Source organism: Pseudalkalibacillus sp. NRS-1564 (assembly GCF_050467905.1).
Lineage (GTDB): Bacteria > Bacillota > Bacilli > Bacillales > Guptibacillaceae > Guptibacillus > Guptibacillus hwajinpoensis_B.
In genome coordinates, this window is the sequence record NZ_JBITPM010000005.1 from 13,657 (window position 1) to 29,214 (window position 15,558).

The 15,558-nt window shown below is 38.7% G+C and carries 12 protein-coding genes; 2 read left to right on the top strand and 10 right to left on the bottom strand.

The window, feature by feature from the left end; genetic code table 11:
* Positions 1–8 precede the first annotated feature (8 nt).
* The 5 genes from ACIFPW_RS02075 to garR form a co-directional block, all read right to left on the bottom strand.
* On the bottom strand, positions 9–926 hold the full coding sequence (locus tag ACIFPW_RS02075; protein ID WP_404681227.1) for a carbohydrate ABC transporter permease: 918 nt from the start codon (positions 924–926) through the stop codon (positions 9–11).
* A 13-nt stretch (positions 927–939) separates the two neighbouring features.
* A complete protein-coding gene (locus tag ACIFPW_RS02080; RefSeq protein ID WP_430241651.1) occupies positions 940–1,896 on the bottom strand; it encodes an ABC transporter permease in 957 nt (318 codons plus the stop codon).
* 357 nt (positions 1,897–2,253) lie between these two features.
* Positions 2,254–3,603 (bottom strand): GntP family permease, encoded by a 1,350-nt coding sequence (locus ACIFPW_RS02085; protein WP_430241653.1) that lies wholly within the window; start codon positions 3,601–3,603, stop codon positions 2,254–2,256.
* 19 nt (positions 3,604–3,622) lie between these two features.
* Positions 3,623–5,050, bottom strand: coding sequence for a four-carbon acid sugar kinase family protein (locus tag ACIFPW_RS02090; RefSeq protein WP_430241655.1), 1,428 nt, complete (start codon positions 5,048–5,050; stop codon positions 3,623–3,625).
* Positions 5,043–5,951, bottom strand: coding sequence for a 2-hydroxy-3-oxopropionate reductase (gene garR, locus ACIFPW_RS02095; RefSeq protein ID WP_430241657.1), 909 nt, complete (start codon positions 5,949–5,951; stop codon positions 5,043–5,045). The genes ACIFPW_RS02090 and garR overlap by 8 nt, the downstream gene beginning before the upstream one ends.
* Positions 5,952–6,156: 205 nt before the next feature.
* Here garR and ACIFPW_RS02100 point away from each other — a divergent pair, with 205 nt between their 5' ends.
* Complete coding sequence (locus ACIFPW_RS02100; protein ID WP_430241659.1) at positions 6,157–6,777, top strand: GntR family transcriptional regulator; 621 nt, start codon at positions 6,157–6,159, stop codon at positions 6,775–6,777.
* A 65-nt stretch (positions 6,778–6,842) separates the two neighbouring features.
* Here the strand turns inward: ACIFPW_RS02100 and ACIFPW_RS02105 are convergent, their stop codons facing one another.
* Entirely contained in the window at positions 6,843–7,712 is an 870-nt protein-coding gene (locus tag ACIFPW_RS02105) for an alpha/beta fold hydrolase (RefSeq protein WP_430241661.1), read from the bottom strand.
* A 293-nt stretch (positions 7,713–8,005) separates the two neighbouring features.
* On the opposite strand from ACIFPW_RS02105, the gene ACIFPW_RS02110 reads away from it, so the two are divergent.
* Positions 8,006–9,367, top strand: coding sequence for a trypsin-like peptidase domain-containing protein (locus ACIFPW_RS02110; protein ID WP_430241663.1), 1,362 nt, complete (start codon positions 8,006–8,008; stop codon positions 9,365–9,367).
* 137 nt (positions 9,368–9,504) lie between these two features.
* Here ACIFPW_RS02110 and ACIFPW_RS02115 read toward each other — a convergent pair whose 3' ends face one another.
* From ACIFPW_RS02115 to ACIFPW_RS02130, 4 genes are all read right to left on the bottom strand, one after another.
* Entirely contained in the window at positions 9,505–11,667 is a 2,163-nt protein-coding gene (locus tag ACIFPW_RS02115; RefSeq protein WP_430241665.1) for a GDYXXLXY domain-containing protein, read from the bottom strand.
* Between the two features lie 510 nt (positions 11,668–12,177).
* Entirely contained in the window at positions 12,178–12,942 is a 765-nt protein-coding gene (locus ACIFPW_RS02120; protein WP_430241667.1) for a DeoR/GlpR family DNA-binding transcription regulator, read from the bottom strand.
* 227 nt (positions 12,943–13,169) lie between these two features.
* Positions 13,170–14,516, bottom strand: coding sequence for a sulfatase family protein (locus ACIFPW_RS02125; protein WP_430241669.1), 1,347 nt, complete (start codon positions 14,514–14,516; stop codon positions 13,170–13,172).
* Between the two features lie 243 nt (positions 14,517–14,759).
* Positions 14,760–15,386 carry a YesL family protein gene (locus ACIFPW_RS02130; protein WP_430241671.1) on the bottom strand — a complete coding sequence of 209 codons (627 nt, stop codon included), beginning with the start codon at positions 15,384–15,386 and terminating at the stop codon, positions 14,760–14,762.
* Positions 15,387–15,558: the final 172 nt, after the last annotated feature.

The window sequence follows — 15,558 nt, forward strand, 5'->3', positions numbered from 1 at the left end:
GCAAATGGTTAACCTTTAATACTTCCAATTAAAGCTCCCTTTACGAAATACTTCTGTATGAAAGGATATAGAATTAACAGCGGTATAGCAGCAACAATAATGACACCATATTTGATTAAATCAGCAATTCTTTGCTGAGCAGCAAACGATTCAACATCGCCAACCATACTGGCAGAAGCTTCATTTTGAATAAGGATTGATCTTAAGATTAGCTGTAACGGATATTTGTCTTCATTATTTAGATAAATTAAAGCATCAAAGAACGAGTTCCAATGTGTAACGGCATAAAACAATACCATTACAGCGATAATCGGTTTCGACAGTGGTAACACGATCTTTAAGAAGAATTTCGTATTTGAGCACCCATCCATTTTGGCTGATTCTAACAATTCGTCTGGAATCGTCGACTGAAAGAACGTTCTTGCCACAATCAGGTTCCAAACCGCAACCGCCTTTGGAATAATGAGGGCCCACATCGTATCTACCATACCAAGGTTTTTAACGACTAAATAAGTTGGGATTAATCCCCCTGAGAAAAACATGGTGAAAACAAACAGAATCATGAAGAAATTTCTACCTACTAAATCTTTTCTCGAGAGCGCATAAGCTGCCATGAGGGTTAACGTAACATTCACTAATGTTCCAACGACGGTGTACAGCACCGTATTTTTATAACCTGTCCAAATCCGATTATCTTGAAAGATTCGTTCATATCCTTCAAAGGTGATTCCCTGAGGCCAAAACCATACATCGCCATTGTAGACGCTATCAGGGTTACTAATCGAAGCGATGATAATAAAATACAGCGGGTACAAAACGACGAGTGAGAGTGTCGTGAGAAAGAGGAAGTTGATGAGATCAAATATCTTATCCTCTTTCGATTTTCTTGACCATAATTTCGAACGATTCATCACAAATTGAGTCATAACTTACTCCCCCTTACCATAGCCCTGAACCGGATAATTTCTTGTCAGCCCTATTAACTGCCCACAATAAGATAAAGTTAATCACTGCGTTAAACAATCCAACCGCTGCCGCAAAACTGTACTGAGCACTCTGTAAACCTACTTTATACACATAAGTTGGGATAATCTCTCCTGCTGAGACATTCAACGGAGTTTGCATTAAATACGCTTTCTCAAATCCGATGTTCATTAGATTTCCTACCGATAGAACTAATAAAATCATCGCGGTAGGTAAAATCGCTGGAATATCGACATGAAGGATCCTCTGCCATTTATTTGCTCCATCCATAATCGCTGCTTCATGAACTTCTGGACTAACACCAGCTAACGCTGCAAGATAAATGATCGCTGCCCACCCTGTCTCCTGCCACAAGCCTGAAGAAATGTAGAGTGGTTTAAACCAACCTGCCTGTGACATAAAATGAACAGGTTCGGCACCAAAAATCATGAGGAAATTGTTTATTAAACCGTTCGGTGAGAAGAAAACATACACCATACCTACAAGAACAACGACCGAAATAAAGTGAGGAGCATAGATAACAGTTTGAACGAATTTTTTGTAACGCTGATTTCTTAACTGATTTAAAAGAAGAGCAACCATGATCGGTAACGGAAAGCCAAATAATAATTGCAGCACACTGAGCTCGAGGGTGTTCTCTAACAGAGTCCAGAACTGAAAGGAATTGAAGAAACGTTCAAAGTGCTCAAAACCAACCCAGGGACTTCCTGAAACCCCCAATGTGGGCATATAATCTTGAAACGCAATGAGGACACCGTACATAGGGACATAGTGGAAGACAATGAAGTAAATTAACGTAGGAAGTAGAAATAAGTACAATTCATAGTTATGTAAAACCTTTTTCCAGGAGCTGTTGACCTTTGGGACACTACGGACATTTCTTCTAGGTAACGCTCTAAGTTTCGTCTCCATAATCTCTCCTCACCTATAATTAATCGTTTACGTAATCGATTACTTTTTCTAGTAAAAAAAATGAATGTTCCTTGATTATTCACTTAATTGGTTCATTATCGAAGAAGAACGACTCATTTAATCGTTTACGTAGAAGCTTTGATTGACTTTATTGTAAGCGGTTTCTTATTGAGTGTCAACTGGTTTTTAGAAAATTGAAATAATCGCAGTTCAACATTTCACCATGAAATGAGTAAATTCTATCAACTGTTTTTCACTCACATTAATGAATAAAGTTCCTATTAGTGAAGCAATCACTACTTTACGATAAAGTCAAAGCAATTGATATCAGTTCAAAAAGCAGGGCAAGTGCCCTGCTTAAATACCCGGTAAAATGCCGGAGAATAAACTAAGAAGATATACCATTCCAAATGCGCTTAATCCTGCTATAAAACCTCCAATTGTCCACGCTTTAATTGTCTCAGATACGGTCAATTTACCGAATCGACTAACGACCCAGAATCCAGAATCGTTAGGAAGCGAAAGTCCAACCCCTCCGGCACAAATCGCAAGACCTAATAAGACAGGTGAAACGCCAAGGTCAAGAGCCAGCGGTCCTAGAATACTTGAAGTGGTGACAAGCGCCACGGTTGTTGAACCTAATGAAGCTCGTAGGATTTGAGAGAAAATAAAGGCTAGCAATAGAGCAGGAATACTCCAGTTCTGCATCGTTTGAATTAAATGGTCTCCTATCCCACTTTGATTGATGACAGCTCCAAAAGCACCACCGGCACCAGTAATAAGGAGAATGACACCTGCCGAATTAATGGCTTCCGTGTACAGAGATTGTTTTGGTGCATTTATATAAGGCGTTAATACTAAAATGGCAACGATTACACTTATAAACAGCGCCATGTTTTTATCTCCAACAAAAGCAAGTGCTGAAGCAAAAGTTGTTCCTGGAACCAGTAGCTGTGAAACAGTATTCGCTAAAATGAGAGCGATTGGTAGGACTAGCATCGCGTAAGCTAATCCTGTACTAATTTCCTTTGAAGGTTCTTCTCTTGCTACTGCGACTTCTTGTTCAGCCTCATCATCAGGTTTCGACTGAACGCGCTTTCCAATAAACATTCCGTAGAAATAGCCGCCTACTAATGTTGCAGGGATCGCGCAAACTAATCCATATATGATAAATAGTCCTAAATCTGAACCAGTATTTTCAGCAACAACGAGTGGCCCGGGCGTAGGAGCAATCATGCTGTGCGACACAATCAGCCCTACACCAAGCGCTGTTACAAACGTCACAATTGAAATACCCGTTTTTCTTGATAAACTTTTGATTAATCCCGTTAGGATAACAAATGCGGCATCAAAATAAACTGGAATTGATACAGCGGTCCCGGTAAGAGCCAGACCAGCTGCTGATTTTTTTGCTCCAAAAACTTTAAGTACAGATTGGGCAATTTTCTCTACGGCCCCTGAAGAAGCTAGAAACTGCCCAAAAATCACACCAAGTCCAATTAGAATTCCAACGCCAGCAAGAGTATTACCAAAACCGCTCGTGATAATGCCTGGAATCTCCACAATAGGGATGCCAATGACTAGCGCTGTTCCGAATGCTACACCAATCAGTGCTAGAAAAGGCTCAAGCTTAAATTTTAAAATAAGAACAAACAAAGCAACGAGAGAAAGTAGAAAGATTAATATAAGCGTGTTGCCAGTTACCATCATGTCAACTCCTTAAAGGTTATACCGTCTCTATATTCTGAACAATGTCTCTCAGCGTTGTAACCGCCCCAACATTTCCAGGGAAAATAATGTAAGGAAGGTGAGGAAATTTGCTCTCTTCATCTGTTTCCCAAACAGGAATACCGGGCGCCGCTTGTCCTAGAACTGTGGCTCTCTTCACTTGCAGACCATTTGTTCCGACATCACTAGACGTAATGCCGCCCTTCGCGATAACGTATTTAGGTGCAATGGAGAAATCTCTTACAATGCTCGTTACAGCATTTGATATCTCAACTGAAAGTTTAAGCTCCTCTTCCTTCATTCCATCACCAAGGTCTAACCGTTCTCGTCTCGTATAGATCACAACCGTTGTTCCTTCTGCAATCTTTGCTTCAGCTTCTTTCCTAACACGCTTTACTTCGGATTTAAACGCTTCAGCTTCCAAAACAAGGTGGCAGTCAAATTCAATGGCGTGAACTTGAGAGAGTTCTTTTAAAGCATTAAGTTGATCAGTAGATTTCTGTACGTGAGAACCCACAACAATAAGTCCTCCAGTCGTAGCGTTTTCCGCAATTAATTGTTCCTTTGTAAGAAGTGGCTTTGTTGGAATATCACCAATTATTTTTGTGAATGTGGCTGCCGTTCTGAAGATAAAGCGTTTTCCATTTTTCATAGCCTTCATTAGGGCAATCGTGAATACCTTAATATCTTCTTCTTCCACAGCATTAACGACCACTTTCCCAAAATCAGTCACGGCTAATAATTGCTCTACCATTCTATCTATTCGTAGTTCACGAATATCTTCTAGAGAGATCGTCTGAACGTCCTCTTTCTTAAACCTTCCAGATGTTTTTTCTTCAACCCACTCTGTTAAGTTGCTTGATTTAAAACCAAATGTGCGATCTTTCGCAAATTCCGTTTCACCTGCTGGAATGAGGACGCTCTCATTTTGAACATAGTGAACATTATGGATTGTCAAGCGCCCGCCTTCTTTAAAAAACGGGATAATCACTTCACCGTCTATCGGTTTATCGCTCTCCTCAATACGGTCTTTCATCACTTCTGTCTCAAGTGGATAGTGCCCTCGTAAAGTCGAATCCCCTCTACTAATAATGAGATAAGATTTATTTAGATTACTCGCAACGTGGCTAACACGTTCTGCAATCGTTCGATGAAGAATTTCTGTGTCATTTTCTGACAATGCCCGGGAGTTCGTTAGAATGAAAAATATACTAGTATCTTCTTCAAATCCTTGTTTGATTGTCTGTTCTGTCCAATCTGTATAGACGGACACCCCATGAACAGTCTGTACTCCAGTAGGATCATCATCTAGTACAACAATCTGATGGTTAAAATCAGATCTCTCTTTCTTCCAAAGATCAGAAATGGACTCGTAATCAATTGATTTTAATTTCGGAAGCTCTTCTATTACTAGCTGGTTAGACATGCTCCTTCACATCCTTTATTACAACTGTATTTGCCAAACGCTCATAATACTGCACTAGTCCACCGTGATCATCACCAGCTTTTCCATCTCCTTTAAGAGCACTAAACATTTCAAGAACTTGACTTGAAAGTGGGAGTGGAACGCCTATTTCATGTGCTGTTTCCATCACGTTTGTTAAATCCTTCATATTAATGTCAATGCGACCACCCGCTACGAAGTTTCTTTCTAAAATGAGAGGGACTTTCGCATCTAGTACCGCACTACCAGCAAGTCCACCACGAATCGCATGATACATTTTTTCTATATCGATTCCTGCTTTGGAAGCTAGTACAAGTGCTTCAGACATAGCCGCTATATTTACGTTAACGATAATCTGATTTGCTAATTTAGCTGTAGCACCGCAACCATTCCCACCAACTAACGTGATATCTTTACCAAGAACTTGTAGGACAGGCAGTACTCTCTCAAATACTTTCTCTTCCCCACCAACCATAATGGCCAATGTACCATCAATCGCTTTTGGCTCCCCTCCGCTTGCAGGTGCATCGAGCATATGAACACCATAGTTATTCAATTCATTAGCCAACTCTTCAGACACAACAGGAGAAATGGAACTCATATCTACGACGACAGTTCCTTCTTTTGCTCCCTGAATGATTCCGCTTTCATTTGTAATAACGGATTTTACGTGGTTGGAATTAGGAAGCATCGTGAAGATAATTGAGCTCTCTTTAGCAACTTCTTTTGGTGATAGAGCACCATTTGCCCCAAATACAACACATTCTTGTACAGCTGTTTCATTAATATCAAAGACAGTTACTTTTGCACCTGACTTCACTAAATTTTTCACCATCGGTTTACCCATAATTCCTAATCCAATAAATCCTATATTTTCATTCATCTTAATCTCTCCTTTTTTTACAGCGCTTTCATTTCTTATTTTGAGTGTACACGTTTTTTTATATTTTGTATACATTTTATATAAAATTGTATACAAAAATATTGATCACTTTTCATTTGGAGAGTTTCACTCTATAATTCAAGGTAGAGAATTGGTAAATAAATAGTTCATTAAGAAACTAAATTGTTATTAGCAGGAGTTTATTATGAAAAAAAATGCTTCACAATCGGCTTATCAGCATGCCTATGAGAGTATTCGAGATAAAGTGTTAAACGGAGAGATTGCAGGCGGCACAAAGTTGACAGAAGAAAAGCTGGCTAAAGAACTTGGTGTGAGTCGTACTCCAATAAGAGAGGCAATTCGTAAGCTTGAGCAAGAAGATTTGATTCAGGATAAACGAGTCGTCCTCCCAACTGAAAAAGATATGAGAGAAATCTTTCAAGTCCGTATTCTTTTAGAAGGGTTTGCTGCGCGCGCTTCGGCTACATATATGAGTGAAGAAGCGATTGAAGAGCTACAAAAATGTGTAGACATCGGACGAAATGGTAGAACCGAAGAAATTATGAAAGCTAACAAAGCATTTCACGAAATTATTTTAGACACGAACAACAACAAAGTAATGATTAAAATAATGGATCGAATGCAATCGATCATATACCTCTTTCGTAAAACTGTTGTCTACCATAAGCGGCCACATTTGATTGATGAACATGATCAGATTTGCCAGGCAATCAGAAACCGGAATCCAGAAGAAGCAGAAGAACTAATGAAGAAACACCTTGAAGCGGATCTTGCTTTTTTCTTGCATTTTATGGGGCAGGATTAGGCTAATACTTCAATGACTATTAGAGTAGCAAAAAGGCTGCCCCTTAACAGGGACAGCCCTCCTCATCATCTCTTACTTTTTAAAAAGTCGCGCATATAGTGGTTAACCACTTCCGGTTTTTCGTGATGCGGGGCATGGCTTACGCCTTCCATTCGGTGAATTGTAAGATCACTAACATACTCTTCTAACCCGTCCAGATTGCTGTTTTCAAAAGCGGGATCTGCATCGCCCCAAATGATTAACGTTGGCGAATCAAACATTTGATACGGAAGTTCCAATGGCTTTTGTACGTGCTCTTCGAACGGATAGAAAGAAATAGCCCGGTAATAGTTAAGCATTGACTTCATCGCATCCGGCTGTGTCCAAGCCTCTATGTATTTCTCCTCATCCTCTTCGGTTAAATAACCTTTTTTCTTTCCAGGAATCGTCATCATCTTTCTTAATCGCTCTGCATTATTTTCAACCAGCGCTTCATGAGAATCAGGTCGCTGGAAAAATGCCATATAACTACTATCTTCTCTCTGCCCTGGGTTCTCTGCTAGCTCTCGTCTAAATGTATACGGGTGAGGCGCATCGAACATGATTAGTTTGTTCACATATTCAGGTGAGGTGTAAGCTAACGTCCAAGCTACCGCTCCGCCCCAGTCATGGGCGATTAAAACGCAGTCCTTCTCCCCAGACGCTTCAATCAACTGTTTTACATCCTCGACTAGAATGGACATATCATATGAAGAAACCCCTTCAGGTTTGTCAGATACGTTGTACCCTCTCATATCAACAGCAACGACACGGTAATCTTTCGAAAACTCTTCCATTTGATGATGCCAATTGTACCAGAAATAAGGGAAACCATGGAGAAACAGCATCAGTTCGCCTTCTCCTTCTGTTACGTAATGAAGGTTGACATCATTCACTTTCACAAAGCCATCTTTCATCATTTCATCCACCCTTTCTTATAAAGACTTCTAACATCGAGACACTTTACTCCTCTTCTATTTGATGCGCAATTAGGAGGTCTCGTTTTCTGGATAAATAGGAAATATAACCTAATAAGAGTGGGGTAAAAGTGTGATGAAATTCCTACTAAACTGAGCGAGTACAAATTCAAATGATCGTCCGTTCTCTTTCGCTGTTTCTACATTACTTCCTATATATTCTATTTTTGACCCCTCTCATACTTTTAATTAAGGTATAATAATCAACAAAGAATATGAAGGAGGAGATGATTATGTTTTGTCTAAAGTGCGGGACGAAAAACATAGAAAATGCTCGGTTTTGCAGCCAGTGTGGCCACTCTTATACGAGATATCAGCAGAGAAACCGATGGTGGTTGACCGGTATCATCCTTACCTTTTTATTAATGAGCGGTGTCTTTATTTACGCTTTCGTTCTTGATAAAGAACGAACGAAAGAAACGATTCAAACCCCAGTCGAAAAAATCGCTGAGTCTACGAAACTAGTAGAAGATGAAAAAGAAGCAAGTGCAACCACATCACCAAACGTTACTCAGAAAAAAAGCACGACAGAACAGAAAGTTCCTTCCCCTCAAACATCCACAGAAAAAGATAAGAAAGAAATCATACGTGAAGCACAAACAAGAGTGTATACCATTTTAACGGAGGATAGTCTCGGGTCTGGCTTCTTGTTTCAGGATAATGGAACAGTTGTAACCAATGCTCATGTGGTGGCTGGCTATATTGATGTCATCTTGCGCGATCAGAATGGCCAAGAAATGAGTGGCAAGGTGATTGGCATCTCTAATCAGTATGATGTCGCTTTAATTGAAGTACAGAATTTAAAAGGTTCTTCTCCTTTGGAGATGGAAATGAAAGAATCAGAAGTTGGAACAGAAGTAATCGCACTTGGAAGCCCCCAAGGGTTAGAAAACACAGCATCAATCGGATATCTCACCGGGCTTGACCGTTCATTTGCATCCGAATTTCAATACGAAAACGTCTACCAAATCGATGCCCAAGTTTCACCCGGGAGCAGCGGAGGTCCATTGTTAGATGGAAAGACAGGAAAAGTGATTGGCATCAACTCCGCCCTTTTAACGAGCGATGAGTCGATTGCCTTCTCAATCCCAATATACACAATGACGGATCTCTTAACGAACTGGTCGCAATCGCCAATGGATGAAAATGAAGTCGCCAGCACCTTTAACTTCTACAATGAGGTTTCAGCGTATGATGAATATGCAGAAGAGGAAGAAGACACGTACGATGTTCCATATGATGAAGCAAGGCTCGCTAACTTTATCATCAATTTTAGAGGGAACTATGAAACGGCATTGCGAGACGAAAACTTTGGTTATATTGAAGACCAGCTTTTGTATGATAGTCAGGCCTATCATGAAATGGCTAACTATCTAGACGAGATAAGCGGTCAGGAAATGATCTTTAAATTCACGTTAAATGATGTAACCCATATTGACACGCAGACTGATCAAGCGATCGTGAGCACCTATGAAGTTTTTGATTTTATGAATGCAGCTGGGGAATGGAGCATATATGAGCGGATCAAAGACTATTATGTCGTAACAGATGAATATGGGGATTATAAGATTAAGCATATTGAGATATATCAATGAAAAAGAACTCACCAAATTCCCACTTCTTTAGATAATTATGTAGATTTAACATACCAGGTAGAAGAAGCAGGCTTAAAATATTTCACGTAAATATCCAATGAGAAAAGCCACCTTAAAACAAAGTGGCTTTTCTCATTTTAGTCTAAATCTATGAGTATTGCATTTCCAGATTCGCTTACTTTAATACTGGCTGTCGTTTTACCTTCGAATGTACTCCCCGCTCCTTCCGGAATAAAGAAACTCTCTATACCATATTGGACATCATGATCAGAATAGGTGGTGCCATTCACGATAATATCGTCATCAGAAGGTTCATATGATTTATTCCAATCACCTTCGATTTTGTAATACCCTCCATACTCATAACTTCCATCCGAAGTAGAAGCGAGAACAACTTTTATTTTCTTGTTAGCTGGAAGAACGGCACCTGACAACGTTGAAATATCGTAGCGAAGCGTCACATAATCCCCTTGTAACATCGAGCGGGGATCAACAGGTGCAAGAGCAAGACGAATCTCTTTCCCAGATTGAAGCGCTACCTCATTTTTGACGCCATTATAGGTGACGAACGAAATCATCAGAATGACAACCAACCAGATTAATTTCCATCTACTTGCGACGAAAGTGGGTTCTTCATCAGTCGTTTGTGTGTACTTTCGCGATACCGTTCGCGTAATGACTAATACAAGAAGACCAGCTACCAATAGCGTGATCGATTTATGAACGAGCGACCATGCGATGTCATAGTACTTGTAGAACAGAAACGCATACCATAACACGAGCCCTATCCAATAGCGAAATGGGTTCGACTGCCAAGGTTTGTAAAAGACAAGTAGCGTGGATAGAAGAAGAAACACACTATTTAAAAGCCAATATAACCACTGTCCTTCAAAGAAGAACGTTAAGATAAACAGTGGCACGATACTATAAACGAGCGCGTTGCGATTGAACCATCCATCACGTCCGAGAATATGAATCAATCCGTTACCAACGATAAGAACGAGCAACAGTAGCGGTTCGTAGGAATCCAACGAAACAAGTGATTCTTCCATTTTAAAGAGAAATAAAAGAAGTACTCCGTTTGCGAGCAGATAGGCATACGAGCCAATTAAGGGGTTCTCAATGAGTTTAAGTACGACCCCAATCATACCAAAAGAGACGAGCATCACAACGACCGTTTCAGTCTGAAAACGATTGGAAAAGGCATCTATTAAGTTAGCTAATGCTAAGATTGATAACCCAGACAGCAGGAGAATATTTGATAAAAACGGAATTTTCTCTTTTAATGCGAGACCTGGTAGTAACAATAAAAAAAGAGATGAAAACATAAATGCAAGAGCATTATCCCAGCTGAAGGTAAGAAACATGATGCCAGAAAAGGCCGAGATTAACATCACTGTACTAACTATCGTTATCACAAAAAGTAAGGATGATTTGAACATCCGTTTCCAAGTTTCCGACCCCTTTTCACTTCGTTCTAATCTAGGAAGATACTTAACAGTCAGAAATACAATTAAGCCAACAACAATTAGTAAGAAAAACGGCAGAAGATCACCCAACGCATCGCCTAACCCTTCTAACATTTTTCCGAATAGAAATAATCCTAGTGCAATCCCCGATAAGATAAACAGTTCCTTTTCTTCACGATGTTTCCAAAGAAATACGCTGATCAATCCGTAGCCGACATAAAGCCATGCCATAATCGTGCTGTATTCCCAGTAGCCAAAACTAGAAGCGATAAAGACATATTGAATGAAACAAAAGCTACCGAACATGATCCAATTAGAACGGAGCCATGAGGAACGCGACAGAAAAAACCAAGCATGAGTGAATAGTAAATAGATGAATACTAGAATCAGGGCTGTCTCTGGCTCCCAATCTGGAAAATAGGATGATGGAAACACATAGAAATAAAAAGCGAGCTGACTTAATAAAAAACCTAAGACATAAAACGCTTTATATCCCGTAAGTGCACAAAATACGAGCGCTGGAACCAGCCATATCAGATACAGGAGATACGAATCGGCATGTGAATTATACGTTTGACCAATAAGCGCCACGCTAACCCCAAACGCAATCGTTCCAGTCAGCCAGAGCCATCTTTCTAGAAATCGGTGTGAATGCTGAAAACGACTAAGGATTGTCGCTACAATAAAGAACAACAACATCAGTCCAATCGCAAGCGCGATCTTTTCCACCCGCTCGATTCCTTGCCAATTCGATGCGAAGAAATAGATGATGCTACTGATAAGCAGTGATAATCCAAGCAAATATCCTGTATGAATCCGCTTTATATTCATGAGCTCCTCCCCCTTTAACTTACGTTGTGTCAGTAAGACCGTTTTATATGGAGTATATGTTATCTAATTTGTTACTAACTCAAGTATACTAAAAATCTCACAGTCTTTATCCTTATATTACGAAAGTGGCAAAATGGATCATCTGGCTTTCTCTATTAGTAGTGGAATCTCTTCCATTATCTGTATGAAAAACCCTCTTGCTGGAGCAAGAGGGTTTTTCATAAATATCATTTAATTAAATGTACATTGATATAAAAACAATAGATTCATCTTCACAATTTTCTTCAACAAGGAGCTAACTCGTTTTTTATTCATAATCCGTATACCCATTTATTTGAGGATAATATTCTTCAGAAAAATTGCACCCCTTTGTTGCCACAAAAGACAAAGGAGTTGTGATAACACAATATATATAATCGAAATCAAATATCCTGAATACGTTTAGCTTTCCAATTTAATCTCACATATATAGATTGATAAATTCACTTTGACTCTAAGTCTTTCTTATAATTATGTCCCGACACGAATCACATTCATAGAACGTTCCGATAATTTCTGAAAGATTTCGTTATCTATTTTTTGATCAGACAGAATATGATCAACTATATCCAATTCCGCAAATCGAGAGAATGCCTGAATCCCAAATTTGCTATGATCCACCATTACAAAATTGATCTCCGCACTTTCTAGCATTTTTCGCTTGATACGTGCTTGTTGTTCATTGGATTCACTGATACCTCTTACTAAGTGAATACCTTTACAAGATATAAATGCTTTATTGACATGGTAATCATCTAAAGATGATTCTGCTAGAGGCCCTAAATAGGCCATTGACCTTGTATTTAGTATTCCACCGGTTGATATGATTGTAATTTCTTTCTTCTCACTTAATTCAATTGCAACTTTAACTGAATTCGTAACCACAGTTAAAGGAACATTCGGTAAGGCTTTAGCCATGTAATATGCTGTAGTACTCGCATCTAAGATAAGGCTATCCCCTTCAACTACATGTTTTACCGCTTCAATACCAATATCTTTTTTCTCTTGGACATTGATAACCTTTCTTTCTGAGTAAGGAATCTCATGAGAGCTTTGGTTTATTTTAACGGCTCCTCCATGACTTCTTCTTAATTTTTTATCCTTTTCAAGCTTCTCTAAATCCCGCCTTATCGTTTCTTCCGTTACAGAAAACATTTGACTTAATTCACTTACACGAAGGCTATTTTTTTCATTGACGGCATCTACAATTTTTTGCTGCCTTTCTGCCACAAGCATAGGAAATCGACCTCTCTATTTTCGCCATCTTTCTTGTAAAGTAGTGTTAATGTCTTATTATTTCATCTGGCTTCTTTCACTTTAAGAGAGACATATTGTCTTCCCATAGTTAGATGGCAAAGTTTTTGATCACAATGAAACCTAGTATAATTACAATCTAGAAAAACGTATGCCTTGTAACATATAAGACACTTAACTATCATTGAAGATATACACACGCGTCAACATCACAACTTGAATGGGATCGTTCCTTCTTGGTCAACTTCATATCCCCACTTGTTAATATAGGCTTCTCCAGGTAAAAAATCATCATTTCTCTGTTTTAATAACCGCATTAATCTTTGATCCAAATCTTTTTGAAGCTGTTCATATTCATGTAGATCAACTAAATTTTCTGTTTGCAATGGGTCCTCTTTATTGTCATACAAGAGCCATGGCCCGTTCAAATCCTTTACATAAGTATAACGTTCTGTCCGAATTCCTCGATACTCTCTCCCATTATTGGCTCGAACAAATTCCCCAAAAGGGTGTGGACACATAATCAATGCTTCATCAATTTGAAGTGTCATTTCTCCACGGAGATGTGGGGCATAATTGGTCCCTTCCACCGTCTCAGGAATAGGCAGATCGCATAATCCAAGCAAGGTAGGCATAATATCTGGTGTGTTAAATGGAATGCTAACTTTTCTTGCATTATCATCGAATTCACGCGAGTATTGAAGTAAAAACGGCACACGTATCGATTCATCCCAAGGTCTTTGCTTTCGTGTTTCTCCATGAGAGTGGAGCATGTCCCCATGATCGGACGTGTATATAAATATTGTATCCTCTAATATCCCTTTGTCTTTCACTGTTTGCATTAAGTCACCAATACAATCATCTAAGGCAGAAATGTGGGCATAATAACCTGCTAACTCCTCCCTGGCCTTTTCTTTATATGCTTCTGGGATATTTTCCTTTAAAGTTATTTGTTGTGGATCATACATATCCTGATAATTTTTCGGAGCGGTTTTATAAGGATCATGCGGCGGTCCCCACGACAGGACAAGTATAAAAGACTTATCATCATTATATTCAGAGATATAACGTTGCGCTTCTTTGGTCTGAGCGAATGCATCGTAACCTTCCCATTGCTTTAACACACTTTCATTGTCGTAATATTTTGATTCATTGTAATCGTGAGTACAATTCAACACACACCAATGATCAAAACCCTGTCTCCTTTCTCGGGGAATAAACTCACTTCTATTTGGGCCATCTAAATGCCATTTTCCAATGTAAGCTGTACTATAACCTCCATCTTTAAAAGCTTTGCCTAGAGACACGGCTTGATTGCTTAATTGAGCATCATTTAAAAATACCCCGTGAGTTAATGGGTATTGTCCGGTCATTAAACTTGCACGATACGGCGCGCATACTGGCATGCAAGATACAGCTGTGGAAAATTGTAGTGACGTATCTGCTAATTTATCCATATTTGGTGTCTTAACATTGGGATCATTCTCATATCCTACAGCATCAGCTCGATGTTGATCACTGAAGATATATACAACATTAGGTTTTTTTGCGTTCATACCAGGTCCTCCTCGCATATTATACGCTAGCTCTTTATTTAACTATGATTTCCCAAGCGATTAATCTCAAAAAATTATGTCATTTACTGACAGAAAGTGATTTCTGGATAGTAGTTTTAAGGTTTAACCATCATTTAAATTATCAAATAGAAAAAGAAGCGGTTTGTCTGCTAACTTTTCCTATGGACAGGACAAGCAATCCGGGAGATAAAAAAGAGAACTATTCATCCTCAGCTATTATTTTTAATAATTATTTTCTTTCTCTTCTAGTCTTCGAAATGCATCATAACCAATAAACATTATTGAAACTATTAAAATACTGACAGAAAAATATGGAAGCAAAATCGGAAACTTAACATTCATAACTATAAGAAGAAAAGACGTTATAAGCATGAGCACAGTATGAATAGGATAAGCAATACTTACAAAAATGGCATTCTTTAAATATTGAAAAGTTTTTGAGTTAAAATGTACTAAAACCGGAAATAGGAATATCACAATAAAAAAATAAATAAAAATCAACGAGAACAGTAGAATGAACAACAACGTTGATAACCAGCCATCAATATTTTGAACAATTCTTAAATCGAGATACAAGATCAAACCTATAATAACAACTAAATATCCTAATACATTTGATCTTATAAATTCACTTCGATATGATTTCCAGAAAGTTTTAAAAATAGGTATATGTGTATCACCTAATCGCCATTTTCTAGCCACTGCAAAAATACCTGTGGTTGCTGGAAAAATACCAAGAAACACTAGTCCTGCAATAGTAAACGCTAGCCATAGAATATTGATATATGCTATTCTCATAATCCATTCAGAAATTCGGTATAAGACTCCCATTAAGCCGTTCATTTCCATAAGGTTATCTCTCCTTAAATACGTTAGTTATCTCATTTTACCTATATATCAAAGAGTATCTAATATTTTGGGATTATTATTTATATAGACCAGTGAGCTCCCTCCCATGGTTTTGTTAACTTTTAATTTAGGGGAAACTCACTTCTATTCTATTAATATACCAAAATTATCC

Excerpts from the sequence above, each read along its gene's own strand:
- ACIFPW_RS02075 (WP_404681227.1), bottom strand. The coding sequence starts at position 926 with ATGACTCAATTTGTGATGAATCGTTCGAAATTATGGTCAAGAAAATCG.
- ACIFPW_RS02080 (WP_430241651.1), bottom strand. The coding sequence starts at position 1,896 with ATGGAGACGAAACTTAGAGCGTTACCTAGAAGAAATGTCCGTAGTGTC.
- ACIFPW_RS02085 (WP_430241653.1), bottom strand. The coding sequence starts at position 3,603 with ATGGTAACTGGCAACACGCTTATATTAATCTTTCTACTTTCTCTCGTT.
- ACIFPW_RS02090 (WP_430241655.1), bottom strand. The coding sequence starts at position 5,050 with ATGTCTAACCAGCTAGTAATAGAAGAGCTTCCGAAATTAAAATCAATT.
- garR (WP_430241657.1), bottom strand. The coding sequence starts at position 5,951 with ATGAATGAAAATATAGGATTTATTGGATTAGGAATTATGGGTAAACCG.
- ACIFPW_RS02100 (WP_430241659.1), top strand. The coding sequence starts at position 6,157 with ATGAAAAAAAATGCTTCACAATCGGCTTATCAGCATGCCTATGAGAGT.
- ACIFPW_RS02105 (WP_430241661.1), bottom strand. The coding sequence starts at position 7,712 with ATGAAAGATGGCTTTGTGAAAGTGAATGATGTCAACCTTCATTACGTA.
- ACIFPW_RS02110 (WP_430241663.1), top strand. The coding sequence starts at position 8,006 with ATGTTTTGTCTAAAGTGCGGGACGAAAAACATAGAAAATGCTCGGTTT.
- ACIFPW_RS02115 (WP_430241665.1), bottom strand. The coding sequence starts at position 11,667 with ATGAATATAAAGCGGATTCATACAGGATATTTGCTTGGATTATCACTG.
- ACIFPW_RS02120 (WP_430241667.1), bottom strand. The coding sequence starts at position 12,942 with ATGCTTGTGGCAGAAAGGCAGCAAAAAATTGTAGATGCCGTCAATGAA.
- ACIFPW_RS02125 (WP_430241669.1), bottom strand. The coding sequence starts at position 14,516 with ATGAACGCAAAAAAACCTAATGTTGTATATATCTTCAGTGATCAACAT.
- ACIFPW_RS02130 (WP_430241671.1), bottom strand. The coding sequence starts at position 15,386 with ATGGAAATGAACGGCTTAATGGGAGTCTTATACCGAATTTCTGAATGG.